We start from the raw sequence: 24,604 nt of genomic DNA, 5'->3' as shown, positions 1-24,604 counted from the left end.
CTCACTCAAAACCCATTCATATCAAGCGTTAACACCTTTTTATTACATTTTATTTACAAAAAAAGCAAACTCTTTTACAAGTTTGCTTTTTCCTCTATCTTATAACGCACATTCTTCAATCTCAAATCCTAAATCTTCAATCATACCCCAGTCTGCAGTCGGTTCTTGTCCAGCTGTCGTTAAGTAATCCCCAACAAAAATAGAGTTTGCTGCAAATAAACCAATTGGCTGCACAGCACGTAAATTGATTTCACGTCCCCCTGAAATACGAATTTCTTTCGTCGGGTTTACAAAACGCATCATCGCCAGCACTTTTAAACATTCTATTGGTGTTAACTCTTTTTGTCCTTCAAGCGGCGTACCCTTTACAGCAACAAGGAAATTACATGGGATTGAATCTGCATCTATACGTTGTAATTCAAATGCAATTTCAGCACGCTCTTCTATTGTCTCCCCCATCCCAAAAATCGCCCCAGAGCATGGTGAAATACCCGCTTGTTTCGCTTTTTGAACTGTATCAACACGGTCGTCATACGTATGCGTTGAACAAATACTTTCGTAATTATTTGCATGTGTATTTAAGTTGTGGTTATAACGATGTACGCCAGCTTCCGCTAAACGTCCCGCTTGATCTTCATTTAAGAAACCTAAACAACAACAAATCTTCAAATCTGTCGTTTCACGAATCTCCTTAACTGCTCCAATTACATGATTCACCTCTTTATCCGTCGGACGACGACCAGATGCTACAATACAATATGTACCCGCTTTACGGCGAATCGCTTCATGTGCTCCTTCTACAATCTTTTCCTGCGTTAACCATGCATATTTATCAATCGGTGCCTCTGAAATAATAGACTGAGAACAATATCCACAATCTTCAGGACATAATCCAGACTTCGTATTAATAATCATATTCAATTTTACTTTCTTACCAAAGTGATGATGGCGAATGATGTAAGCTGCATTCATAATCTCTAAAATCTCTGTATCGTCAGCCTCCAATATCGCTATTGCATCTTCTTTCGTAATCATCTTCTCTTCTACTACGTCGTATGCAAGTTTGTTCCAATCTCTTTTTGTTTGTACTTGTTTCATTTCATCTCTTCCCCTCTTTTGTTATATGCACAAATAAAGCATGATACGTTGCCATTATCCCTTCATTTCCCGTGAAGTCTCTTTCGTATATGCGAAGCATCGCACGAAAGAGTGAGGGACTTTGACAATATGATTCTTCATTACTATTGGTCGCTCCTACTTTTCGAATAGAATGCAGAAACTCCTTAACTTCTGTAAAACTCTCTATGTAACATGTTTCAGAAACATGCACATCCCCTGTTTCTATTTCACATATATGGCGCAACTGATTTTCCGAATAAAAACGTTGTCCAATCGATGTTTCGTTTTGTATATTTTTTTCTTCTTTCGCCCGCTGGAACGAAGCATGCAACTCTTGAAATGTTTCATGTCCAAACGTTGAAAAAAGTAATATCCCATCTATAGACAAATGATGAAATAAATTTCTTATCACTTGTTTTAAATCATTTAGCCATTGAAATGTTGCATTTGAAATAATGACATCATATGTTTCTTCTAGTCGTAACCTTTCTATATCCTCACAGTAAAACGTTACATTTTTCACATTTTGTCTAGTTTTCGCAACTGAAATCATACTTTCAGCAAAATCAATGGCTGTAATATGTGCTTCCGGAAATAACTCTGATAGTCTTTCTGTGACATAACCTGTCCCGCATCCAAGTTCTAAAATACGTATCGATGAATTTGTACTATATCGCCGATTCAATTTAGAAAGTAATGAATGTGCCATCTTTTTTTGTACACTTGCATATTGATCGTAGGATACAGCTGCCACGTTAAACCGTTTTTGTAGTAACGTTTTATTGATCATGTCGTATCCCCTCTATAAATTGAATTATCTCATTCGCGCAATATTCAAAATTCGTTACGCATAATGCGTGTCCAGCCTCACTTACTACCTTGAGCATGGCAGTCTCATTCTCAGCCATACTACGCGCTGCAGACAATGGACATATTACATCCTTCTCCCCATGAATAAGTAGTATAGGTACTTTCACTTCTTTCAGTTCTTTTCTCATATCTGTTTCTATTAAATAATCCAAACCTAATTGTAAAGACTGGATAGAATCACCTTTAAAATGTTTTACGATGTCTTCAAAACTTTTATTCTCTTTCAGCTCATCTTTCGTAAACATATTTTCATAAAACCGCTTGAGCGTATCTTCTTTCTTTCTAGTCAAATTCTTTTTCAGCCGTTCCACATGCAAAGCATTCCATCCACTCGTATAGTCGCTCGTATTTGTAAATTTGGCAGTACCACCAATTAGTACAATACCTTTTGCCTTAATCTTTTTATGAGCTTGAACTGCCGCTAACGCTCCTAGTGACCATCCAACTAAAATTATATTTTCATCCTTTGCTACATCTATTATTCGCCCCGCAAATTCACTTTGTTCTTTCACGTTACGCCAATCAATGCATTGAACAGGATATTCTTTAAAATGCGGAAGTACTAAATCCCAAATATTTTCTTCCATTCCCCATCCAGGGATAAAAATAATCTTCAGCTCTTTCATACGAAAAGTTCCTCTTCTTTCGCAATGTGAATAATTCGGTCAATAGCCCATTGCAAATCAGCTATTGTATGTTGCGATGTAACTGCAAAGCGAATTCGAGAACTATTGACTGGTACAGTTGGCGGACGAATTGCAATAGCTGCAATACCTGCCTCTTGTAACTTTTTACTAAACTGTAAAGCTGTTTCATTTGAACCGACCACAATCGGTACAATATGAGTTGAGCTATTCCCAATATCAAAACCAGCTTCTCGTAAATGGTTTCTGAAATAAGCTCCATTCTCTATAAGTCTCTCTCTTCTTTCATTATCTTCTTTCACAATTTCAATTGCTTTTTGTACCGCTCCTAAAGTCCCTGGTGGTAAAGCAGTAGTAAAAATAAAGCTTCTCATCATATTTTGTAAATACTCTATATAAATTGCATCACCTGTCAAATACGCACCATAACACCCTAAAGCCTTGCTAAACGTCCCCATATGTATATCAATTTTTTGAGCAAGATCTTTTTCTATATGAGACAATCCAGCTCCGCCGATTCCATATATTCCACTCGCATGCGCTTCATCAACTATAATGATTGCCCCGTATTTCTCTTTTAGCTGCACTAACTCCCTCAAATACGCAGTATCACCATCCATGCTAAAAACAGTATCAGTTACAATTAATTTCCGCTTTTCAGGAGATGCTGTTTTCAACAGCTTCTCTAAATGCTCCAAATCATTATGCCGATACCTTTTATGTTCTGCCCCGCTTAATATAATTCCATCAACAATGCTTGCGTGATTTAATTTATCACTAAATACAATATCGTGACGACAGGCTAAAGAAGATATTGCCCCTACATTTGCTGTATACCCACTATTTACGATTAATGCTCTTTCAGTACCTTTCCAGTTGCATACACTTCTCTCCACCTCTTCATACAATGGATAATTTCCTACAACGAGACGAGAGGCAGTCGAACCAGTTCCATATTTTTTTGTACACACAATAGCAGCCTCTTTTAACCTCGCATCTCCAGCTAACCCTAAATAATTATTTGACGCTAAATTTAGCATCTTTTTCTCATCTCGAATAAGCCATGTCTCTTCTGCTTGTTCTGTTACGTACAAATTACGATACTGCCCTTGCTCATGTAATTGTTGTAATTTAGATTGAAGATGTGCGTGCCACGTTTGATTCATTTTGAATGAACTCCTCTAATTTTGAAATCATTATATATTCTTTAGCAGATTCCAATACTTCTTCTTTTGTAAAGTTACCTGCAAAGAATGGTAATAAACCTAAAACTGGTACCCCGCTCAGCTCTTCAATCATTTCTTTATTTTCTTGCACTCTTTCCATTTCACATTCTTTGCAACCAGATAAAATGACACCTGCTACCGTTAAGCCATGTGCCTTTGCATAAGCAATCGTTAAAACTGTATGATTTACTGTCCCTAATGTAGGACGTGCTACTATAATAAGAGGAAGCTGTAATTCTTTTGCGAAATCAATTACTAAAGCGTCTTCTGTATATGGAACAGCTAGTCCACCTGCTCCTTCTACAAATAGGCTATTAAACTCTTTCAATCGTTCATTATAGTGATTAATAATGTCTTTTAAACGTACTACTCTTCCGGCTCTTTTCATGGCAAGTCTCGGAGCAAGCGGTTCTTCAATAGAATAAGGACAAATTTCATTTTCTTTTGTCGGTACACCCGATAATGCTTTTAACCTTGCTGCATCTCCCTCTGGATTTGATGCAACATGTCCACTTTGCAACGGTTTATATACCCCTACGTTATATCCTAATTCTCTAAATACACCTGTTAATGCACCTGCAACTACAGTTTTCCCCACTTCAGTATCCGTTGCTGTTATGAAAAAACCGCCCATTACTCTCCCTCCGTAACATCCGAGATTGCTTTATATAAAATACGTAACATCTCATCAATCTCATCAATTGTAGAAGCAAGAGGAGGCATAAATACAATCGTGTTTCCGAGCGGCCGCAAAATCATGCCCAGCTCTCTTGAGCGTTTACATACTTGAACACCGACTCTCTCTGTCCATTCAAACGCTTCTTTCGTTTCCTTATTCTTCACAAGTTCAATTCCAACCATTAATCCGCACTGACGAATATCCCCTACATGTTTATATGTAAAGAGTGCTTCTAATTGCGTCGCCACATATTCTGTTTTACGTGCTACTTCTTCTATTAAATTTGTTTTCTCGTATAGTTCTAGATTCGCAATTGCTACCGCACACCCTAACGGGTTCCCTGTATAACTATGACCATGGAAAAATGTTTTTTGTTCTTCATAGTCTCCTAAAAAGGCATTATAAATTTCATCTGTCGTTACGGTGATTGCAATTGGTAAATATCCACCTGTTAAACCTTTTCCGGCGGTTAAAATGTCCGGCGTTACATTTTCATGTTCACATGCAAACATTTTCCCGGTACGCCCAAATCCAGTCGCTACCTCATCTGTAATAAATAAAACATTATATTTTGTACATAAATTACGTAGTCCTCTTAAGTATCCTTTTGGCATTGTAATCATACCGCCAGCACCTTGCATTAAAGGTTCTACAATAATTGCTGCAATTTCTTCATGTTTGTCTTTCAGCAGCTCTTCCATTTCTTCTAAATGTTTTTTTACAATTTCCTCCTTATTATTTCCATAAGGAGAACGATATGTATATGGATAAGGCATTTTAATTGCCTCAAATAAAAGTGAACTATACACTTGGTGAAACAAGTCTATCGCTCCTACTGAAACAGCTCCAATTGTATCACCGTGATACGCTTCTTTTAATGTAACAAATCTTTGTTTCTTCGGTTTTCCTTTATGCTGCCAATATTGAAATGCCATCTTAATTGCAATTTCAACAGCGCTAGAACCAGAGTCTGAATAGAATACTTTCTTCAAACCTTCTGGTACAACTTCAATTATTTTTTCTGCTAATAAAATAGATGGAACGTTAGCAAGTCCTAGCATAGTAGAATGAGCAATTTTATTTAATTGCTCACGAATAGCTTCATCTAGTTCCGGTACTTGATGTCCATGAACATTTAACCAAATAGACGAAACACCGTCCCAATATTCATTTCCATTTACATCGTATAGCTTTCTCCCCTCTCCGCGTTCAATAATGACAGGATCTTCTTCTAAAAAATCCTTCATTTGTGTAAATGGGTGCCATACATAGGCTTTATTTTTTTCCGATAACTCTTCATATGTATAAGACGATTTTTCATTCGTATTACTATTAACAGTCACAATTGTCACCCCTAATGTTAACTTGTTTATAAATATAGTTAACATTAAATCTAAATTGCTGTCAATTATTTTTAAATCAAAAAGTTCTTAAAAAAGAACAACTTATCATACGATAAGTTGCTCTATCTTCCGTGCTGTATCTTTCCAATTTCTAAAATAATCTCTTCATCTTTTTTTCCTTCTGTATCAATTCCAAGTTGTTTTGCATGTTCAATTAATAGATCGTGACGTTTTTCAAATCTTGCAGTATTTACTTCTTTCTTAACCTCTTCTTTTGTTTTCCCTTCAGTAGAAACTCCTAGTTTTTCAGCTGCTTTTTCCATCGATTTCTTCTCTTCTAGTTCTTTTACTTTCTTCACTTCTGACTGCTTTGTTCGACTTTGTTTTGACTGCTCTGATTCAGCTGCAAAAGCTGTGTAAATTCCAGCACTTCCGCCAATGACTAGTAAGGTGGTAAAAAGAATTATTTTTTTCTTCACTCTTTCCTCCCCTTTCAAATTCATTATAACGCACATTTTCACAGTATTAAAATCTTTCTCCTTTATTTTCCCAAAAAAATTATTGAACATTTTTATTGACATGTAAGACGAATATATGATAAAAATTTAACTAACATCATATGAATCGGCGTTGATAGGATTTAGTAGTATTTCGATTTCTGATTTCAGAGAGCTGGTGGTCGGTGCGAACCAGTACAGAGCGAATTATGAATTACCCCCTGGAGCTTCTTTTGCGAAACGTAAGGAGTAGTGAAAGACGGTTATAGACCGTTATGTCTAAAGAGTGGTGAAACGAAACTGTTTCACAATTTAGGGTGGTACCGCGAATTTTTCGTCCCTGCATATATTGCAGGGGCGTTTTTTATTTTATTAACGCATATCATACGACCCTTTATTTTGTGATACATTCATTTTACAAGCTAGGGTGGTACCGCGATTTCTTCGTCCCTGCATAATTATATGCAGGGACGTTTTTTTATCCAATTATTTCCGCATCATATTGAGATATGGACAATTACCATTAATTTGTCACAAAATTCTAAATTTTAGAAGGAAATAAACAATATTGGCGAATTTTATATAAAAAAGAGCTATTTTAGATTACTTAGGAGGGAAAAACAATGGTTTCAAAAATTGAATCTGTTCTTTTAACAATTTTTATCTTTTTCTGCATTGGCTTTAGTGTTATCAAATTAGAAGTTTCACCACACATCCCGATTTTATTCGGTATCGTTCTTTTATTAGCATTTGGATTTATGAAAAAAATCTCTTGGTCTACTATGGAAAAAGGAATGATCAGTAGTATTTCAGCTGGTATTCCATCTATTTTTATTTTCTTACTTGTAGGCGTATTAATTAGTGTTTGGATCGCTGCTGGAACAATTCCAACTTTAATGGTATACGGCTTCCAGCTTGTATCTCCAAAAATTTTCATTCCAACTGTTTTTGTTGTTTGTGCAATTGTTGGAACAAGTATCGGTAGTGCCTTTACAACTGCCGCAACTGTAGGACTTGCCTTTATGGGCATGGGTAGTGCTCTCGGATACGATCCAGCTCTAATCGCTGGTGCAATTATTTCTGGTGCATTCTTTGGAGATAAAATGTCTCCTTTATCTGATACAACAAACTTAGCTCCTGCTGTAACGGGTGTAGATTTATTTGAGCATATTCGTAACATGCTTTGGACAACCGTCCCTGCTTTCATTATTGCCTTTATCGCATTTTTCATTTTAGGAAGCGGTACTGGTGGAAACGTTGACTTCACAAACTTTATTAGCACATTAGAGAAAAATGCAACGATTTCTATCGTTACACTTATTCCAATTTTATTACTGTTCCTATTCGCATTTAAAAAAGTTCCAGCAGTTCCAACATTACTCGCAGGAATTGTGGTAGGAATTATTATTCTCTTTATTTTTAAACCTAGCACCTCTTTAGCTGATTTAATGAAAATTATGCAAGACGGCTACGTTTCTAAAACTGGCATTAAAGACATTGATAGCTTACTATCTCGCGGTGGTCTACAAAGCATGATGATGTCGATTGCGCTTATTTTCCTAGCTCTTTGTATGGGAGGTTTATTACAAGGAATGGGTATTATAGCGCAGCTGATGAATATCATCTCTAGCTTCGTAAAAAATAGCACACGCTTAATTATTTCTACTGCTTCAACTGCAATTGGTGTAAACTTCTTACTTGGTGAGCAGTACTTATCTATCGTTTTAACAGGACAAGCATTTGCTAAGAAATACGATGAAGTCGGTTTAGAACGTCGTAATTTATCACGCGTATTAGAAGATGCAGGTACAGTTATTAACCCGCTTGTACCATGGGGAGTAAGTGGCGTATTCTTAACAAACGTCCTTAGCGTTCCAACATTTGATTACCTGCCATACGCTATCTTCTGTTTAGCTTGTCCAGTCTTAACGATTATCGTCGGCTTTACTGGATTTGGTCTTTCATGGAAGAAAGAAAAAGCAGTAACAATTTCATAATATAATAAAAAGGATTACCTTAATCGGTAATCCTTTTTATATTTCTCGACTATCTATTTGCTTTTTTTCTTCTAAATAACAGAAGTAATCCCGCTCCAACAAATGCCAAACCTGCTCCAATTGTAGAAACAACACTTGTACCTGTTTTCGGTAAATCACGTTCTTCTTTATTTTCACTCACAGTTGTTGTTTCTTTTGTGTTTTGATTGTCAGTTGTAGTTTGTCCAGATCCTGTATTTTTACCTTCATCTGTTGGTGGTGTCGTTGGATTTCCTCCATTATTTCCTTCACCTGTTGGCGGTGTCGTTGGATTTCCTCCATTATTTCCTTCACCTGTTGGCGGTGTTGTTGGATTCTCTCCATTGTTTCCTTCACCTGTTGGCGGTGTTGTTGGATTCTCTCCACCAGTTTCCTTATCATCATTCTTCTTCGTTATATCAATTGCATATTTAGCAAATTCATTTTCAGATGGTCCAACGTACGATATTTTCCCATCTTTCTTTATATACTTTTGTGCATTTGGTGAAGAATCAAATGTTGTATTTAATTTATCTGCAACAATTGGTTTAAACGCCCAATTTTTATCTGCTGCTGGATCAATAACTGGTGTTTCTTGCATATACTTCACAATGATTTGACGTGTTTCATCTTGTGATTGATATACAACTTCCCCTTTACTTACACCTGGGAACGTTTGGCTACTTCCACGATAGTTATTTGTAGCGACGATAAACTCTTGATTGTCAGCTACTGGTTTACCTTCATATGTCATATTTATAATACGATTCGTATTTGCATTTACAACTTTTCCATCCTTATCGTATTTCGCCGGTTGTGTTACATCAATTTCGTATTTTAAGCCATCTAAAATATCGAAGTTATATGTAGGATAGCCTATATTTACTAACGGCTGTTCTTCTGTTTTCTTTGGATCGATTTGATTAAACTGACCTGCAGACATTTCAAGCCATTCTTTCACTTGTGCCCCATTTACTTTTACAGCATATAACGTATTTGGATATACATATAAATCTGCAACGTTTTTAATTGCTAACGTCCCAGCTGGAATATCCGTATAATATGTAGCACCGTTTCGTCCACCTGCTTTAAATGGTGCACCTGCAGATAAAACTGGAATTCCTTTATATTTGCTATACTGTCCATTTTCAGCAAATAACTTTTCTACATACCATTTTTGTGCATTTGTCACAAGTTGTACAGAAGGATCATCTTGTACTAATGAGAAATAACTATTAATTGGCGCTGTCGTTTTTCCTACAGCTGTATTCACATAATCAATTGTCGCTTGATGATCATCTTTAATTTCATTAACTAATTTTTCATCGGATTTTACTAGTGGGTTTCCTTTACTATCAGCAATTGGACGAAGTTGTGGCTTCGATTGCTCTTTTTGTACTTCCCATTTTCCGTTTACCTTTTTCAATTGCATATCAATAATACCTAGGTTACTTCCAAAGACACCAGGCATTACAACTGGAACACCATTAAATACATCCTTCATTTCAGTATGTGAATGTCCCATTAATACTGCATCTACACCAGGAACTTCTGTTAAATAATACGACGCGTTTTCCATACCAACGTTGTATCCACTCTTATCAACACCGGAATGCGCTAGTGCAACGATAACATCTGCACCTTCTGCTTTCATTTTTGGCACCATTTTCTTCGCTGTTTCAACTATATCTTTCGCTTTAACTTTTCCTTCTAAATTTGCTTTATCCCAGTTCATAACTTGCGGTGGAACAAATCCCATTACACCAATTTTCACCTTTTGTTTTTGACCTGATTCATCTTCTACTTCTTTTTCAAAAACATGATATGGTTTAAAGTAATTTTGGTCGTTCTCTTCATTATTATCTTTATCATCTTTATAGACGTTCGAGTTAATAACCGGGAACTCTGTTTTACTAATTACTTTGTTTAAATAATCTAAACCGTAGTTAAATTCATGATTCCCAAGAGAGATGACGTCATACTTCATTAAATTCATTAAACGATATAATGGATGTGTATAACTAGGATCCACAGGATTTTTCGGATCGTTTATTTTATTCGCTACATAATCTCCAAGCGGTGTCCCTTGTAATGCATCCCCATCATCAAATAGGACAGAGTTCTTCGCTTCTTCACGTGCTTTATTAACAAGTGTTGCCGTTTGCACGAGACCTACTTTATTATCTGTTTTCGTTTGATAATAATCGTAATTCATTAAGTTAACGTGAATATCTGATGTTTCTAGAATTCGTAAGTTAACTGTACTCTCCCCAGCTTTCTCATCCGCATGAGCTGTTGTTGGCAATACTTGCGGCGCTATTACGCCAATAGCAAGAGTTGCTCCAGCTAGCATTTTTTTTGACTTTTTCACAAAAAATCCCCCTTATACAATTACCAAAGAATAATGAAATGAATTTCTATTAGTCTCTAACCACATACCTTTTTTCTTCTATTAGATACACGATTTTCATTTCATCCTGCGCTAACGAGTAGTCTCCTTAAACGATCAATTGATGGAGACTAGCAATTAACGGGAGATAAAGCTCCCACTATGTAGAATTTTACCTTATCTGACATTATCATATATAATGTCCTTTCATATCGTCAATATTTTTTGACATACTTCTACAAATTTTCTGTAAAGTTATTGTAAACTTTTCATAAACATATAATATGCCCTTACATTGCTAATACTGCTGAATATGATACAATTACCAATTACAAGGAGGATGAATTATGAAAAAAGTCATCTTAACAATTGTTTGTCTCCTCCTTCTAATCATTTCTTATTCTTATTTTGAAAAGAACGATGAGACAAAACAAAATGAACCCGAAGAAAAAACAGAAAAAACATCTACTCCAAGTTGGATTGATAAGCAAACAAACGATTCCTTTTATCATCTCGTACTAGGTGATTCGCTTGCCAAAGGATATGGATCGACACAAGGGGGATTTGCTGAATTAGCCTCTAGACAAATAGAAGCACAAATTCATAAACCAATTACTGTAGAAAACCTTGGGATAAACGGTCTTACAACAGATCGTCTCGCTAAAAAGGTTCAATCAGAAGATGTAAAGCAAAAAATTAGAGCAGCAAATATAATTACGATTAATATTGGGGGAAATAATTTATTTCGCTTAAATCGTGATGTCGGTGTTATAGATGGTATTAAAATGTTAAATAAAGAAAAAGCTCATTTTGAAGCTGATGTAAAAAATATTGTAAAGACAGTTCGAGATCAAAATCCGGATGCTTTACTCATTCTTTCCGAACTCTATAACCCGTTACAACTCGATGACTCCATCGCAAGTTATGCAGATATGTTTTTAGATGGCTGGAATGAATCCGTTTATTCCATTTCAAAAGCAAATCAACCATCTATCGTTTTACCAATTCGTAAATTAATATCGAATGATAAAAAAGAATTACTCTTTGACCAAGTACACCCAAATGATAAAGGCTATACGATTATTGCCGATTCATTTACAAAAAAAGTGTTAGCCTACAAATATTAAAGTTTCCATGAAACAATTCTATTTTTATAACATGTCTTTTTTGTTACAATGAGAGTGGAAGGGGGCCTTTATATGGAATCACGCGAGTGGGAACGTATTGTTGATCATCTTCTTTCGCTAGTGCCTCTTTTTTATCGCAAATTTATGCTTCCTGGAGAATTTTCTTCTCAAAGACATATGCCGCCATCACATACACAAGTATTACTGCTTCTGCATGAAAATGGCACATTAGCAGTTTCCGAAATCGGCAAGCGGCTAGCGATTTCAAGGCCTAACATGACACCTCTATTAAACAAACTGATTCAAGAAGAACTAATAGAGCGTCATTATAGCGAAAAAGATCGACGGGTCATTTTAATTTCCCTAACAAGTGAAGGGAAATTGTTAGTAAATCAGTATCAACAATTCATTTTAGACAAATTAAAAGAAAATTTCCAAACATTATCTGAGGAAGAGCGTGAGAAGCTCATCCATTCTCTTCAAACCATTCAAAATTTAATTTTGAAAACAAACGCATAAAGCTGCTTCTAAATAGAAGCAGCTTTATGATTCGTAATAATTACCATAGTATACATTTGAATACGGCCATGTCGTTAAATATGGTTTTTGATCTTGCGTAGGTTGTTGTGATGGTATTTGTGGTAATTGCTGTAATTGTTGTTGTCGATATAATTCGTATTGTCTATTCATATCATAAACCGGATGATAATTTACATATGGATATACTTGCGGTACGTAATAATAATACATTCATTCTCTCCCCCTTTTTCTTAAACATATTCAAAGGAGAAAATGAATGTGACACTCTTTATATTTGCATGAGTGGTTCTCTCACTCGTTTCTTTCTATTCTTCAGGCGTAACTTACGGTTCTTTTCATATAAATAATGCACAACGAAATATGAAACTACACCAAATACAACTCCTAAAATGGTCATTCCAATTAATACATACACTTCACTCTGTAATAACCCCTTCAATATCATAAAAATATGACTCGAAAACAAATCAGATATTGTAAATGGTTCATGATGTATTTTCTGTACATGAAATGGATAAATCATTTTCCCTAATGCATAAGCAAGTGGGAATAAAAACACTGGAAGAAACGAAATCTTCCCAAGAATATTGCCAATAACCGCAGCAGGAAAAGATCCTCTTGCTAATCGAACAATCGGATAAAATATTACATATACGAGCGATGCCGTATAAATGACTAACATTTCTAAACCAAATCCTATAGCAAAACCTAGCGATACTTTCTTTGCTCCTTCTGGCGATCGAAGTAACTTATAATATTGAAACTTTAATATTCTCCACATCCGCTGAAAAAACGAATATGTTTTCTTAGTTGTTTTCACTCTCATCATCTCTTTAACTATATTTTTATACCTAGTATGCCCTTACACACTCCGAAAAACAAATTTCAGTTTCTCTTTTATTATAGATGATATCAAAATGGTTAACTAAATATACATATGACATTTCAATATAAAAAAGTGCACCTCAAATTGTTATTTGTGTCTAACAATTTGAGGTGCACTTTAGTTGGGCGGCTTTTTTCTTATTCACTAATAGTTCCTCAATCACAAATTGACATATTTAATGCATCAGCAAAATATTCATCTGTATCTATTTCTGGCAAAAAGCTCCATCCATTATCAATAGCATTAACTGGTTGATCTTTAATACACCATTTCACATTCCCTTTATATATGTAAAATATTCTTAGATATAATACTACTACCTAAGCCACTACTCTTTTTCAACTCATCACCTCCAGAGCTTTTTTCATATCTTCTGTTCCACGTTCTTCAATTAAATACCTTAATGAATATCCAGATTTATTTTCATCATTAATATTCGGTTGTTTTCCCAAACATTTTACAATTAAATCATTTCCTTCCTTTGTTCTTTTTTTTAATACTTCTTGACATAAAGACCATATTGCAGAATTACCATTTTTTTTATCTTTTAAATTCAAATCTATCCCCATATCAACCAGCCTACAAGCTACTTCAACCGCACCTGGACAATTAATATTTGCTGCTAAATAGTGCAATTCATTACATTCATCAATAGAAATTATATTAACCTTTGCACCACTGTCCAATAGAAAGTTTGCTATATCAAACTTTCTACTAATTAATGATTTTTCAAGTAAACTAATACCATTTTTATCAATTGAATTTACACTCTCTTCAATACAGTTCCCCTCAATTTTTAGCTTCTCTAAAAATAATTCAAGATTCCCGAATTTTATAATAGTCCCGTAATCAGAATTATTTACTTTCATATTAACACTCCTCAATAATAGTTAATAAATCATTTCTCCAAGAGTACTCTTTAGCATAATCCACACATGATTTTCCAAATTGATCTTTCAAATTATAGTTTGAACCCTTTTTAATAAGTAGTTTATACATGTCTTTATTGTCTTCTGTAGGCAATTTATTTATTGTAATAGCATACTTCAAAGGAATAGCATTATATTTATCCAAAGCATTTATATTAATTTTATTATCAATAAGTAGTCTTGTTATCTCTAATTCATATTCTATTGTTGGGCGTAAAACACAAAAATAAAACATATGCAATGCATTCCTTTTATCTTTAGCTGTAGTGTAATTAATATCAATACCCTCTTCTAGTAAAAATTTTATAATTTTAAGTTTTTCACTAGAATTTTTATTATTAGTCATAGCCATGCACAATAAATTAATATCTAAATCACTATCAATTTGATTAATATCACCATCATAATTTTTTTTAAAGTCTTCAAAATCCCCTTCTCTAACTGCATCAAAAACATTTAATATTCTCATTCCATCATCTTCCTAAATATTCATATTTATGACTTCTATATACTTATGTTACTTCAAATCCCACAATATTTATCAGTCTTATCGTTTATTTTTGAAATATGTAGAGTGACCTTTTCCATTAGATACATTTAGGCTATTCTCCCCCTCAATTTACTATTTAAAGAAATTACACCATCATTATCAACTCAAATTAGCTCTTTACTATCGCTACCTTGAACATTTCCATAAATTACAGTCTATAAAATGTAACACTTCATACACTTATAAAATTATACGTGTATCAACTTATTTCTACACTAAAACCAAAAAAGCACTCGTTGCCTTTAGTCTACAACCCAGCGCTTTAAGTTCATCTATTTTTAAGTTTTGTAGTAACAGTTTGACAGCCTTTATATGTCGTGACAACTACTACGTTAAAACTTACGAGTTCGTAAATTTAATATACATTCCATGGTTTATATTCATCGCCACGTAAAATATCATTTCGCCTAAACCCGTACTTCTTTTTCTATTCTATCATTGCACATTGTACTCCATGATGGTACAACCATCATGAGGTATGTATTTTTTAGTAGCTTATTCTTTCCACTCCAATAATAAATTCTTTTCTGTTAGCTTGGCCTTATGTACTTATATGTCCTTTCAACTTTAAACATTAGATGCTCTTAATTACCTCATTAACAGATTCACTAAACATATCAGGGTCTTCATTTTTTATATCAATCAATAATTCTTTAATACTAATCGTAATTGATGGATCAAATCCCAAAAGAACTTTTCCATACGCTAATCTTACTTGAGGGTGATTAAGAATTCTATAATGTAAAATTTCTACCCATTCTTTAGCTGCGTTAATCATCTTCGGAAAAGCTTTAGCAATATATACAAGTCCTTCTTCTATATTATTTTTATACAAGCTCTCTATTCCATGAATCAAATCAAACATAACCTCAAATTGCTCAGTCTCATCATCCAGAACTAAACATAAATCTGTAATAATAGAGACGTCGTTATACGCTATTACTTCCATTAATGACTCATTAAAATCTCGTATCTCATTCTCACTTTCTAATAAACGATTATCGTATAACCTTTTTAAATGACTCTTTATATCCAAAGATAATCGTCCTTTCCATGTTTTATTTATCAAATAAATGTGGATACAGCTCTTTGTTTCTTTTTATAACTCCTTGTAAGCCTTCTCTTATCTCTCCAGTATATAAACCATCTTTTATATAAATTCTTTGAGCATCCAAACTATTATGGGCTAAAGTTTAAATACTCCTTTGATTTTCTCTTGATAGACCATATACATTTCACGATGTCTCCCACCAGTTTCTTCATTTTAAAATGTTTCTTTTAGCGTAGTTCATTTATTTTCTGCATAACTTAATCCTCTCGAACTAAATGGTTTTTATTCTTATCTTCCCAGTATCTATACTTATAGAGTACTTGTTCATCAAATCGCTGGAAATAACCTTCCCAGTTATTCGGAATATATTCTTCAAAAGATATTGATTCCGGATAATTGGAATAAAAAATTAAACGATCAAAATCTATGAAAAAACATGGATTATAATCATAATAGGCTTCTTCTCTATTAGTTCTTAGTTTCCTTAAAAATTCTAATCTAATATCTTCTGTAAACCTTTCATATTCTTCTATTCTTTCTAAAAAAACAGCTATTGTAGTCTCATTTAAAATACGAATGCCTTTTCTTTCTTCTGGATATTCACTAGGAGCGTACCCAGCTTGATCATAATCTAAATACCATAAATCCGGTTCAGTTATATACCAATTGAACTTATTTTTATATTTTACACCCACTATAATATTTTCTGCATATAAAGGCTTAATCATTTAATTCGTTATCCTCTCTTACTTAATAAGTTTGGAATTTTGGCCATACTCTACCAACCACCGACTAATGGAGGCAGTTGATTCTTACTAGTCAATCCTCTATTATTTGACGCCAATCGAATAATAGAGTTCCTTTATATTTATTTTAAACAATTCTGTTTCTAAAGATATACATACTAGGACTGTGTATTTTGTTGTAAAAATGCTTCTAAAATTCTCTTAACTGGCAGACTCGATCTTTTCAGTAGACTCTCTGCTTTATCCATTATTCGCTTGTTGGAAGCGATTATTTTTTTATATTCTTCATTGTTAAAAGAACGCAAAGAGTCTATTACATATTCAGCTATTTCATCATTCACATTTAGTAAATCTAGTAATAAATTGAATCCATTCATCCCAGTATCTTCATCTATACAATATACTAATCTAATTTTATATTTGTCATCTCTATCCTTTAAATTTTGAAGCAATTTATCCCAATCATTTTCAGTAAATTCACTTATCAATTTTTGTGCATACATAAATTCATCATCATAGAAGTAGTTATCTGAGCTATTTCCAGATAATACTGCATCTACTTTTTCATACATTTATGTCCCTCCTCTATTTGATAACTCCACCTGATAATAGTGCATTAATTTGACCTGTTGGCTATCCACTAACCACATTGTCACCTATTTTTATGACATCAATTTCTAGGCCGTCAATACTTTCCCTATGAAAAGTTGCTCCATCTCTTCCTCTAATACTTAACGGGGAAGAGTTACCTATATCAGTTATACTACCTAAAAACTTTGTATCACTCCAACTATCAGGAAATATTGTACTATTTTTTATTTTAGCCAATTTCCCATCAGGCAATTGAGTCGTATAGTTGATACCTTTCGTACCATTTAATGCTATTAACCGTGATAAAAGAACGAAAGAAAAGAGCATGTTTTGAAAAAAGATTAATCAAAACATGCTTTTATAGTATTTAATCGAATTATTCTTTTATAAAAAGATTGATTTCTTTGTAATCCTTTTTTAAATAAAAACCTATTTTTCTCGTATCTTTAACTATACTACTTTTCTAATTTTATTAGGTTTTTCTTCTGATTTGATAAACTTATTGTAAAACTATTTACTTTAATTACGATATTCCACCTGTTCTCAAACATAAATCTTCATAAAAAAACTACATACTTTCTACACATCTAGATAAAAAAAGAGCATTTTCCTTTTGGAATTGCCCCTCTCACCTAAGCCCGTACCTTGTTTTCTATTCTATCATTGCACACAGTACTTCATGATGGTACAACCATCATGGAGTATATATTTTCAAACAGCTTATTATTTTTTCTATCCACTTTACATATGCTTTTTAATTACCTGTGCATGTGCTTATTTGTGTATAAAATAAGTAATAGCCAAAACTGTAAGCATCTCAGTAACAACTAACTACTTAATAACGCATGTACAACTATGTTACTCCCTATTCAACCTTTGAATATTTCTGGAATCTTCTCCCTCCATATTAACAACAGCTCTATAAACTCCTCCGTTTCAATTTTATTTTCAGAAGGTTCATCAATCCGATAATGATGTTCAGCTATTGTCACATCCTTCTTGATTTTTACACTCGTAGTATTCAATGTAATTTCAAAGTCTTCATATCCCCCTTCTAAAACTTTCTTAATGTATCTTATGTACTCATCCACTTCTTCTTCTGTTGAAATATCTTGAATAAAATCCGAGAAAATACTTATTTCTTCTGGCAAAACTATCCCTAAATCACCAAATGGGTCTTCCTTAAATTCATATGAATATCTCATATACCTTAATCACCTTCTATATTATTTTTTATATAATGGATATGCCGTAGCTATTGAACCATCTGTATTCAAGTACATTTCTATTTTAATTCCTGATGATGTTACGCCTTTATACTTGTATGAACCTACCTGTATTTTATTTTGATAGGCTTCATCAATACCTTTTAACACATCAACGCGATTCGGGTATTACTTGCACGATTCGCAACTTCTTCTAGCATTTCAGGTGTTACTTTAATTTGAACCATTTTTTCCCTCCCTCTCCCAATTAAAATTATGAGATAAAAAGAAAAAATGTAAATACAGAATTTTTATAACATCTAAAAATCTTTATATAACATAAATCTACTTAACAGCAAATGAAGCCTATGTGTATGTGAAGTAAAGAGCCTGCCTGGTAAACTACGCACAAAAGGTTATACAAAAAATTTAGTAGCTGTTTCTCTAATAGATATCCCCCCTCTATCCATATAATTAAGTACATTCAGTATATGCTCAAAGTAATATCTTTTTATCCTATTTACTTTCTCTTCTAAAAAGAATTTAACCATAAAAAACACCCCAGTTGTTATTCGTATCTAACAACTGGGGTGTACATACTTTAGGAAAGCTCTTCTACATTTTTAAATAAACTTACTAATAATGCTTTCTGCGCATGCAATCGATTACCAGCTTGCTCAAAGACAATAGACTCTGGTCCATCTATAATCTCGCCTGTGACTTCTTCTTCACGATGGGCAGGTAAGCAGTGTAAGAAACGATATGTTTGCTTCGCATGCTTAACAAGTTTGTTATTGATTTGATATGGTTGAAATAAAGTATATTTCTCTTCTTCGCCCTCTTGCCCCATGCTCATCCAAACGTCAGTATAAATGAAATCTGCTTTATTCACCGCTAATTCAGGGTTATGCAAAATTTCAATTTCAGCTCCTGTTTCCTTGGCAATCGCTAACGCTTTTTTTACAATCTCTTCATTCGGTTCATACCCTACAGGCGTTGCAACAGTCATATGCATTCCGACTTTTGCACTCGCTAGCAACAATGAATGACATACATTATTTCCGTCACCTATGTAAGCCAATTTTATTCCTTTAAATGTATTTGTTTCTTCATATATTGTCATTAGGTCTGCCAATGCTTGACAAGGATGATGATCATCCGTTAAACCGTTAATTACAGGTATGCTCGATTCTTTTGCAAGCTCTTCTACATCCGCATGTGAGAATGTACGTATCATGATCCCGTCAATATAATGCGATAATACTTTCGCAGTATCTGAAACGGTTTCTCCTCTTCCCATTTGCATCTCTTTCCCACTTAAAAACATACCATGTCCCCCGAGCTGTACCATTCCCGCTTCAAAAGATACACGAGTACGAGTTGAATGTTTATCAAAGATAAGCCCTAATATTTTGCCTTGTAATAAAGGCTCCTGCTTATTCTTTTTTAAATATATAGCGAACTCAATTAAAGAAATAATTTCTTCTTGCGTTAATTCTTCTAGTGTTAAAAGATCTTTCGTATTTAATTTCGGTACTTGTACAGTTGACATGAAATTTCCCCCTTATATGATCGATACGTTTTTTGTACAAACTACTTTTTTTATCATATATACTGCCTGTTCTAACTCTTCATTCGTTACAATAAGTGGCGGTAATAGCCTTATAACATTAGGCCCTGCTTGTAATACGAGAAGTCCCTCTTTTTCTAGTTGTTCTATAAAACTTGCAACTTCATGCGTACATTCAATTCCAATCATAAGCCCCTTACCACGTATATTTTGAATACATTCGACATGTTGTAATTCCTCTTGCAACTTCTGTAATACATACTCGCCCTTTTCTTGTACTTCTTTTAAAAACGATGGTCTTTTGCTTACTTGCAATACTTCTTTCGCTGCAGCCATCGCAATATAATTTCCACCAAACGTTGAACCGTGTGAGCCTGCAGTAAACGATGTTCCAAGTTCTTTCCGGCCAATCATCGCTCCGACAGGAATCCCGTTTCCAAGTGCCTTTGCGACGGTAACGATATCAGGTTTTATTCCCATTTGTTCATAAGCAAATAATGTACCTGTTCTTCCGATCCCTGTTTGTACTTCATCTATAATAAATAAGGAACCGAACTTATTACATAATGCTTCAATCGCTTGCAAAAAAGATAGATCAGCAGGTATGACTCCTCCCTCTCCTTGAACAACTTCTACCATTACCGCCGCAATTTCTTCATTCATTACTTCCTCTAATGCTTTTATATCGTTAAAGGGGATATGTAAAAAAGACGGAAGGAGTGGACCAAATCCTTCTTTCACTTTATTTTGCCCCGTCGCACTCATCGTTCCGAATGTTCTACCGTGAAAAGATTGCAGACATGTTACGACGAGAGATTTTCCAGTATGCTTACGAGCTAGCTTCAAAGCTGCTTCATTCGCCTCTGCTCCGCTATTACAGAAAAACACATAATCTAATGCTATATTTTCTGTTAATAATGACGCGACTTCTTCTTGTAAACTGTTTGTAAATAGGTTAGATATATGCCATATATCATCAAGTTGTTCTTGTACAGCTTTCATAACTGTAGGGTGACTATGTCCCAAATTACATACGCCAATTCCTGACGTAAAATCTAAGTATTGTTTACTGTTATTATCAATAACTTTCGTTCCCTTTCCCTTTACAAACTCAACAGTTCTTCTCCCATATGTTTGAAAAAGATGAGTTGTCATACGATACTCACTCCTCTCGTTACCGTCGTTCCGATACATTCTCCTGTATCTTTAGTAAAATCTTTTGTACCATTTACGATACTTATCTTGTGCACTCCCATTTTTAATGAAGCTAGTGCCGCCTGTACTTTCGGAATCATTCCGCCTGTAATAACTCCTTTTTCTATAAGAGTTGCAATTTCAGACTCATCTGTTTTCTTTACCAATTTCCCTTCATGTAATATCCCATCTACATCCGTAATAAAAATGAGTTCTTTTGCGGATAGTGCGGCCGCAATCCCAGCTGCAGCGGTATCCGCATTTATGTTATAAATCTCATTATCATGGATCCCGATTGGAGCGATAACAGGAATATAATTCATATTTATTAATCCTTTTAGTAAGGCTGTTTCTACATAGCTTACTTCTCCCACATATCCTATCTCCTCGCTGACAGGTTGAACTTGAAGTAATTTGCCGTCACACCCTGAACAACCTACCGCAAGTAAATTATGCCTTTGCAAATTCATTACAAACTTTTTATTCGTACTCCCGCATAGCACCATTTGAACAATATCCATAACTTCTTTTGGTGTCACTCGTAATCCATCTCTTTTTTCTACTTTGATATTACAATTTTTTAAGTTGGTATCAATTTCTGGACCACCACCATGGACAATCACTACCTTATACTTCTGCTGTAATTTCTTTATACAATCAAAAAACACATCATTTAATTGCTCCAACATACTACCGCCGCATTTCACTACAATATAATCGCTCATCTTCCCTCTCCTTATGTACGATAACAAGCGTTTATTTTCACATATTCATAGCTTAAGTCACAGCCCCAAGCTGATCCTGCTTCTTCTCCTAAATGTAAATACACATCAATCATAATTTCATGTTCTTGTAATCTCTTTTTCATTTCCTCTTCAGAAAACATTTGAGGTTCACTATTTTTTAGCACAACGATAGATTGAAGAGTAATATCAATTGTATTTGGATTAATCACTACTTCACTTTGTCCAATGCCGCTAATAATTCGCCCCCAATTTGGATCTTCACCGTGTATTGCTGTTTTCACAAGACTTGAACCGACTATTTGCTTTGCAATTTTCTTTGCCTCTTCACTCGCTTTCGCTCCTAGCACATTTACTTCTATTAACTTCGTAGCACCTTCACCATCTTGTGCAATTTTTTTGGCTAAATCTTCACATACCTTCTGTAAAGCAAATACGAAAGTTTCCCAATCCGGATGTTCCATATGAATTGGTTTCGTTTCTGATAATCCACTTGCCATAACGATGACCATATCATTCGTAGAAGTATCTCCATCCACCGTAATTTGATTAAATGTATGATTCGTTATTTGCGATAATGCTGTTTGCAATACGTCATGCTCTATATGAGCGTCTGTCGTAATAAAGCTCAGCATCGTTGCCATATTCGGATGAATCATCCCTGAGCCCTTAGCAACACCAGCAATCGTCACTTTTTTCCCATCAATAATCATTTCATAGCAAGTTTCTTTCGTTATAAGATCCGTCGTTAAAATCGCTTCAGAAAAAGAACGCGCTTCACTTTCTTCCTTCGTCGGTATAAGAGTTGCAACTCCCTTTCGAATTATATCCATCGGTAAAGGAACACCAATTACACCTGTCGAAGCTACTGCAACATAATTTTCTTTCAATCCAAAATGTTCCGCTCCTAATACTCGCATCTCGTAAGCATCTTGTAATCCTTTCATTCCTGTACAAGCATTTGCATTTCCACTATTGACGATAATAGCTTGTAATTTCTCCTCAGCCGCTATACTATCTTTTGTTACTTGCAAGGGGGCTGCTTGTATTTGATTTGTTGTATAAACAGCAGCACATGATGCCGGTACATCACAAACGATTGCCCCTAAATCCTTTTTCTCCTTTTTCAGACCAATTGCAGTACCAATGGCCGAGAAACCTTTCGGAGTTACAATCGAACCATTTTCTACTTTTGTAATAGACGCTACTTTAATCATCATGTCCCCCTTATAGATAAAGCGGCATATATTGTAAACCTGTAGTTTCTTCTAGTCCCGCTACTATATTTGCATTTTGAATCGCTTGCCCAGCCGCACCTTTCATCATATTGTCTATAACAGAAACGACTGTCACTCTTCCTGTTCTTTCATCGTAAGCTATCCCCATTTCACAATAATTTGAGCCCCTCACTTCTTTCGGACTCGGAAACTCTCCTTGCGTGCGAATTCGAATAAAAGCCGATTGTTCATACGTTTCTTCATATAACTTTTGAAGTTGTTCTATTTCCATTTCTCGTTTTACTTTCGCATACAGTGTAACCATAATCCCTCGTGATATCGGTATTAAATGTGTACTAAACGTGATTGGCTTCGTTTCCCTATCCCACTCTGCAAGCATTTGCTCAATCTCAGGGACGTGTTGATGCTCATTTACTTTATAAATACGCAAGTTATCGTATAACTCAGGAAAGTGAGTCATCGTTGTTGGTGTTTTGCCTGCTCCAGATACCCCTGATTTTGCATCAATAATAATTGAATCTTCTTCAATCATGCCGCTACGTACTAACGGCAATATCGCTAATAATGTAGCTGTAGCAAAACATCCTGGGTTTGCAATTAAATTTGCATTTTGAATCTCGGACCTTTTCCATTCACTTAACCCATATACAGCTTCACTAAGAACTTCTTCTTTTGCAGCTGCCCTTTTATACCACTGTTCGTATATCAAAGGATCTTTCATACGAAAGTCTCCAGATAGGTCAATTACTTTTAAACCTACTGCTAATAATTTTGGAGTTAACTCTGCCGATACTCCTGCTGGGGTTGCTAAAAATACAATTTCTGCTTCCTTCTCTATTTCCTCCGCCTCAATTTCTTGTAACGTATGAACAAGAATATTTCGAAGATGCGGATATACATTTGTTATGCACTCGCCAACTTGTGAAAAAGAATGGAGAGATGCTATCGAAAAATATGGATGTTGCTCTAATAACCGAATTAATTCAATACCTCCATACCCAGTTGCTCCAATAATCGCGACTTTCATACGCTCCTCCTCATATCGATTCTTTAAATTAAGTATGATTATAATATTGTATATTTATAGAGTCAATTAAATATTTATAAATTTTTTAAACTTAAAAAACTTAATTTTACTAGAAAAATAATATACACACCCGAATTTTTATACACAAATAATGTATAGTAGTTTTTTCATTCCACTTCAAGTACAATAAAACAATACATACGTACATACAGGCGGGGAAAACATGAATGAAAAATTAATTGAGAAAATGATTATAAAAAGTTTTCAACAATACCAATGTAATCCTATGTCAAATGAGGATCAGGAGATGCTAATTAAACAGATTCAAACGATAATTCATTCAAATACTGAAATTGATGTATACGAAGCAGTTGAGGATATTGTTTACGATTATGTGACTGGAAAATAAAAAAAATAGGAGATTT

At 34.5% G+C, this 24,604-nt stretch carries 28 protein-coding genes, 1 pseudogene and 1 other annotated feature; of the genes and pseudogenes, 4 read left to right on the top strand and 25 right to left on the bottom strand.

Annotated elements, in window-relative coordinates:
* Positions 1–99: 99 nt before the first annotated feature.
* The 7 genes from bioB to V7S50_RS01220 form a co-directional block, all read right to left on the bottom strand.
* A complete protein-coding gene (gene bioB, locus V7S50_RS01250; RefSeq protein ID WP_242252139.1) occupies positions 100–1,098 on the bottom strand; it encodes a biotin synthase in 999 nt (332 codons plus the stop codon).
* A 1-nt stretch (position 1,099) separates the two neighbouring features.
* Positions 1,100–1,909 carry a malonyl-ACP O-methyltransferase BioC gene (gene bioC / locus V7S50_RS01245; RefSeq protein ID WP_242252141.1) on the bottom strand — a complete coding sequence of 270 codons (810 nt, stop codon included), beginning with the start codon at positions 1,907–1,909 and terminating at the stop codon, positions 1,100–1,102.
* On the bottom strand, positions 1,899–2,615 hold the full coding sequence (locus tag V7S50_RS01240; RefSeq protein ID WP_242252143.1) for an alpha/beta fold hydrolase: 717 nt from the start codon (positions 2,613–2,615) through the stop codon (positions 1,899–1,901). Before V7S50_RS01240 ends, bioC begins: the two co-directional genes overlap by 11 nt.
* On the bottom strand, positions 2,612–3,799 hold the full coding sequence (gene bioF, locus V7S50_RS01235; protein ID WP_242252145.1) for an 8-amino-7-oxononanoate synthase: 1,188 nt from the start codon (positions 3,797–3,799) through the stop codon (positions 2,612–2,614). The genes V7S50_RS01240 and bioF overlap by 4 nt, the downstream gene beginning before the upstream one ends.
* Positions 3,765–4,493, bottom strand: a complete 729-nt coding sequence (bioD, locus tag V7S50_RS01230) for a dethiobiotin synthase (protein WP_242252147.1) — start codon at positions 4,491–4,493, stop codon at positions 3,765–3,767. The genes bioF and bioD overlap by 35 nt, the downstream gene beginning before the upstream one ends.
* On the bottom strand, positions 4,493–5,926 hold the full coding sequence (gene bioA / locus V7S50_RS01225; RefSeq protein WP_242252149.1) for an adenosylmethionine--8-amino-7-oxononanoate transaminase: 1,434 nt from the start codon (positions 5,924–5,926) through the stop codon (positions 4,493–4,495). Before bioA ends, bioD begins: the two co-directional genes overlap by 1 nt.
* A gap of 77 nt (positions 5,927–6,003) precedes the next feature.
* The gene (locus V7S50_RS01220; protein WP_242252151.1) at positions 6,004–6,360 is read right to left on the bottom strand and encodes a hypothetical protein; all 357 of its coding nucleotides are present in this window, start codon (positions 6,358–6,360) and stop codon (positions 6,004–6,006) included.
* A gap of 142 nt (positions 6,361–6,502) precedes the next feature.
* Positions 6,503–6,723: a binding site (T-box leader), on the top strand.
* Positions 6,724–7,001: 278 nt separating this feature from the next.
* Between V7S50_RS01220 and nhaC the strand changes: the two genes are divergently transcribed.
* Positions 7,002–8,375: a Na+/H+ antiporter NhaC gene (gene nhaC, locus V7S50_RS01215; RefSeq protein ID WP_063223045.1), complete on the top strand. Its 1,374-nt coding sequence runs from the start codon at positions 7,002–7,004 to the stop codon at positions 8,373–8,375.
* A 49-nt stretch (positions 8,376–8,424) separates the two neighbouring features.
* On the opposite strand, the gene cpdB is transcribed toward nhaC, so the two are convergent.
* Positions 8,425–10,764, bottom strand: coding sequence for a bifunctional 2',3'-cyclic-nucleotide 2'-phosphodiesterase/3'-nucleotidase (gene cpdB / locus V7S50_RS01210; protein WP_313897229.1), 2,340 nt, complete (start codon positions 10,762–10,764; stop codon positions 8,425–8,427).
* A 365-nt stretch (positions 10,765–11,129) separates the two neighbouring features.
* Between cpdB and V7S50_RS01205 the strand changes: the two genes are divergently transcribed.
* Together V7S50_RS01205 and V7S50_RS01200 are read left to right on the top strand one after the other, a co-directional pair.
* Positions 11,130–11,909 carry a GDSL-type esterase/lipase family protein gene (locus V7S50_RS01205; protein WP_016086392.1) on the top strand — a complete coding sequence of 260 codons (780 nt, stop codon included), beginning with the start codon at positions 11,130–11,132 and terminating at the stop codon, positions 11,907–11,909.
* A gap of 72 nt (positions 11,910–11,981) precedes the next feature.
* Entirely contained in the window at positions 11,982–12,428 is a 447-nt protein-coding gene (locus V7S50_RS01200; RefSeq protein WP_060632191.1) for a MarR family winged helix-turn-helix transcriptional regulator, read from the top strand.
* A 24-nt stretch (positions 12,429–12,452) separates the two neighbouring features.
* On the opposite strand, the gene V7S50_RS01195 is transcribed toward V7S50_RS01200, so the two are convergent.
* From V7S50_RS01195 to argC, 17 genes and pseudogenes are all read right to left on the bottom strand, one after another.
* The gene (locus tag V7S50_RS01195) at positions 12,453–12,659 is read right to left on the bottom strand and encodes a hypothetical protein (RefSeq protein ID WP_060632192.1); all 207 of its coding nucleotides are present in this window, start codon (positions 12,657–12,659) and stop codon (positions 12,453–12,455) included.
* A gap of 58 nt (positions 12,660–12,717) precedes the next feature.
* Positions 12,718–13,278, bottom strand: coding sequence for a DUF2062 domain-containing protein (locus V7S50_RS01190; protein ID WP_242252153.1), 561 nt, complete (start codon positions 13,276–13,278; stop codon positions 12,718–12,720).
* Positions 13,279–13,490: 212 nt separating this feature from the next.
* A complete protein-coding gene (locus V7S50_RS01185) occupies positions 13,491–13,610 on the bottom strand; it encodes an immunity protein Imm33 domain-containing protein (RefSeq protein ID WP_080775885.1) in 120 nt (39 codons plus the stop codon).
* A gap of 63 nt (positions 13,611–13,673) precedes the next feature.
* The gene (locus V7S50_RS01180) at positions 13,674–14,204 is read right to left on the bottom strand and encodes an ankyrin repeat domain-containing protein (protein WP_242252155.1); all 531 of its coding nucleotides are present in this window, start codon (positions 14,202–14,204) and stop codon (positions 13,674–13,676) included.
* Position 14,205: 1 nt separating this feature from the next.
* Complete coding sequence (locus tag V7S50_RS01175; RefSeq protein ID WP_242252156.1) at positions 14,206–14,733, bottom strand: ankyrin repeat domain-containing protein; 528 nt, start codon at positions 14,731–14,733, stop codon at positions 14,206–14,208.
* A 655-nt stretch (positions 14,734–15,388) separates the two neighbouring features.
* Complete coding sequence (locus tag V7S50_RS01170; RefSeq protein ID WP_242252157.1) at positions 15,389–15,850, bottom strand: Imm30 family immunity protein; 462 nt, start codon at positions 15,848–15,850, stop codon at positions 15,389–15,391.
* Positions 15,851–16,122: 272 nt separating this feature from the next.
* A complete protein-coding gene (locus V7S50_RS01165) occupies positions 16,123–16,593 on the bottom strand; it encodes a hypothetical protein (RefSeq protein ID WP_242252158.1) in 471 nt (156 codons plus the stop codon).
* A 176-nt stretch (positions 16,594–16,769) separates the two neighbouring features.
* Positions 16,770–17,183, bottom strand: a complete 414-nt coding sequence (locus tag V7S50_RS01160; protein ID WP_242252159.1) for a hypothetical protein — start codon at positions 17,181–17,183, stop codon at positions 16,770–16,772.
* Positions 17,184–17,244: 61 nt separating this feature from the next.
* Positions 17,245–17,529 carry an EndoU domain-containing protein gene (locus V7S50_RS01155; protein WP_242252160.1) on the bottom strand — a complete coding sequence of 95 codons (285 nt, stop codon included), beginning with the start codon at positions 17,527–17,529 and terminating at the stop codon, positions 17,245–17,247.
* Between the two features lie 542 nt (positions 17,530–18,071).
* A complete protein-coding gene (locus V7S50_RS01150; protein WP_242252161.1) occupies positions 18,072–18,407 on the bottom strand; it encodes a tRNA-Val4 in 336 nt (111 codons plus the stop codon).
* A gap of 21 nt (positions 18,408–18,428) precedes the next feature.
* Positions 18,429–18,578, bottom strand: a complete 150-nt coding sequence (locus V7S50_RS01145) for an EndoU domain-containing protein (protein ID WP_235613029.1) — start codon at positions 18,576–18,578, stop codon at positions 18,429–18,431.
* A gap of 2 nt (positions 18,579–18,580) precedes the next feature.
* Positions 18,581–18,676, bottom strand: a pseudogene (locus V7S50_RS01140) (WXG100 family type VII secretion target); the annotation flags it as partial.
* Between the two features lie 332 nt (positions 18,677–19,008).
* Entirely contained in the window at positions 19,009–19,959 is a 951-nt protein-coding gene (argF, locus tag V7S50_RS01135; protein WP_242252162.1) for an ornithine carbamoyltransferase, read from the bottom strand.
* Positions 19,960–19,971: 12 nt separating this feature from the next.
* Positions 19,972–21,132: an acetylornithine transaminase gene (gene argD, locus V7S50_RS01130; RefSeq protein WP_242252163.1), complete on the bottom strand. Its 1,161-nt coding sequence runs from the start codon at positions 21,130–21,132 to the stop codon at positions 19,972–19,974.
* Positions 21,129–21,896, bottom strand: a complete 768-nt coding sequence (gene argB, locus V7S50_RS01125) for an acetylglutamate kinase (RefSeq protein ID WP_063223034.1) — start codon at positions 21,894–21,896, stop codon at positions 21,129–21,131. Before argB ends, argD begins: the two co-directional genes overlap by 4 nt.
* A gap of 11 nt (positions 21,897–21,907) precedes the next feature.
* Positions 21,908–23,131, bottom strand: a complete 1,224-nt coding sequence (gene argJ / locus V7S50_RS01120) for a bifunctional glutamate N-acetyltransferase/amino-acid acetyltransferase ArgJ (protein WP_242252164.1) — start codon at positions 23,129–23,131, stop codon at positions 21,908–21,910.
* Positions 23,132–23,141: 10 nt separating this feature from the next.
* Positions 23,142–24,179: an N-acetyl-gamma-glutamyl-phosphate reductase gene (gene argC, locus V7S50_RS01115; protein ID WP_242252165.1), complete on the bottom strand. Its 1,038-nt coding sequence runs from the start codon at positions 24,177–24,179 to the stop codon at positions 23,142–23,144.
* 223 nt (positions 24,180–24,402) lie between these two features.
* On the opposite strand from argC, the gene V7S50_RS01110 reads away from it, so the two are divergent.
* Entirely contained in the window at positions 24,403–24,588 is a 186-nt protein-coding gene (locus tag V7S50_RS01110) for a YqzH family protein (protein WP_063223031.1), read from the top strand.
* The last annotated feature ends 16 nt before the right edge of the window (positions 24,589–24,604 follow it).

The organism is Bacillus sp. CCNWLW194, from assembly GCF_037120585.1.
In the GTDB taxonomy this organism is placed as follows: domain Bacteria; phylum Bacillota; class Bacilli; order Bacillales; family Bacillaceae_G; genus Bacillus_A; species Bacillus_A basilensis.
This window is presented reverse-complemented; position numbering and strand designations above follow the sequence as displayed.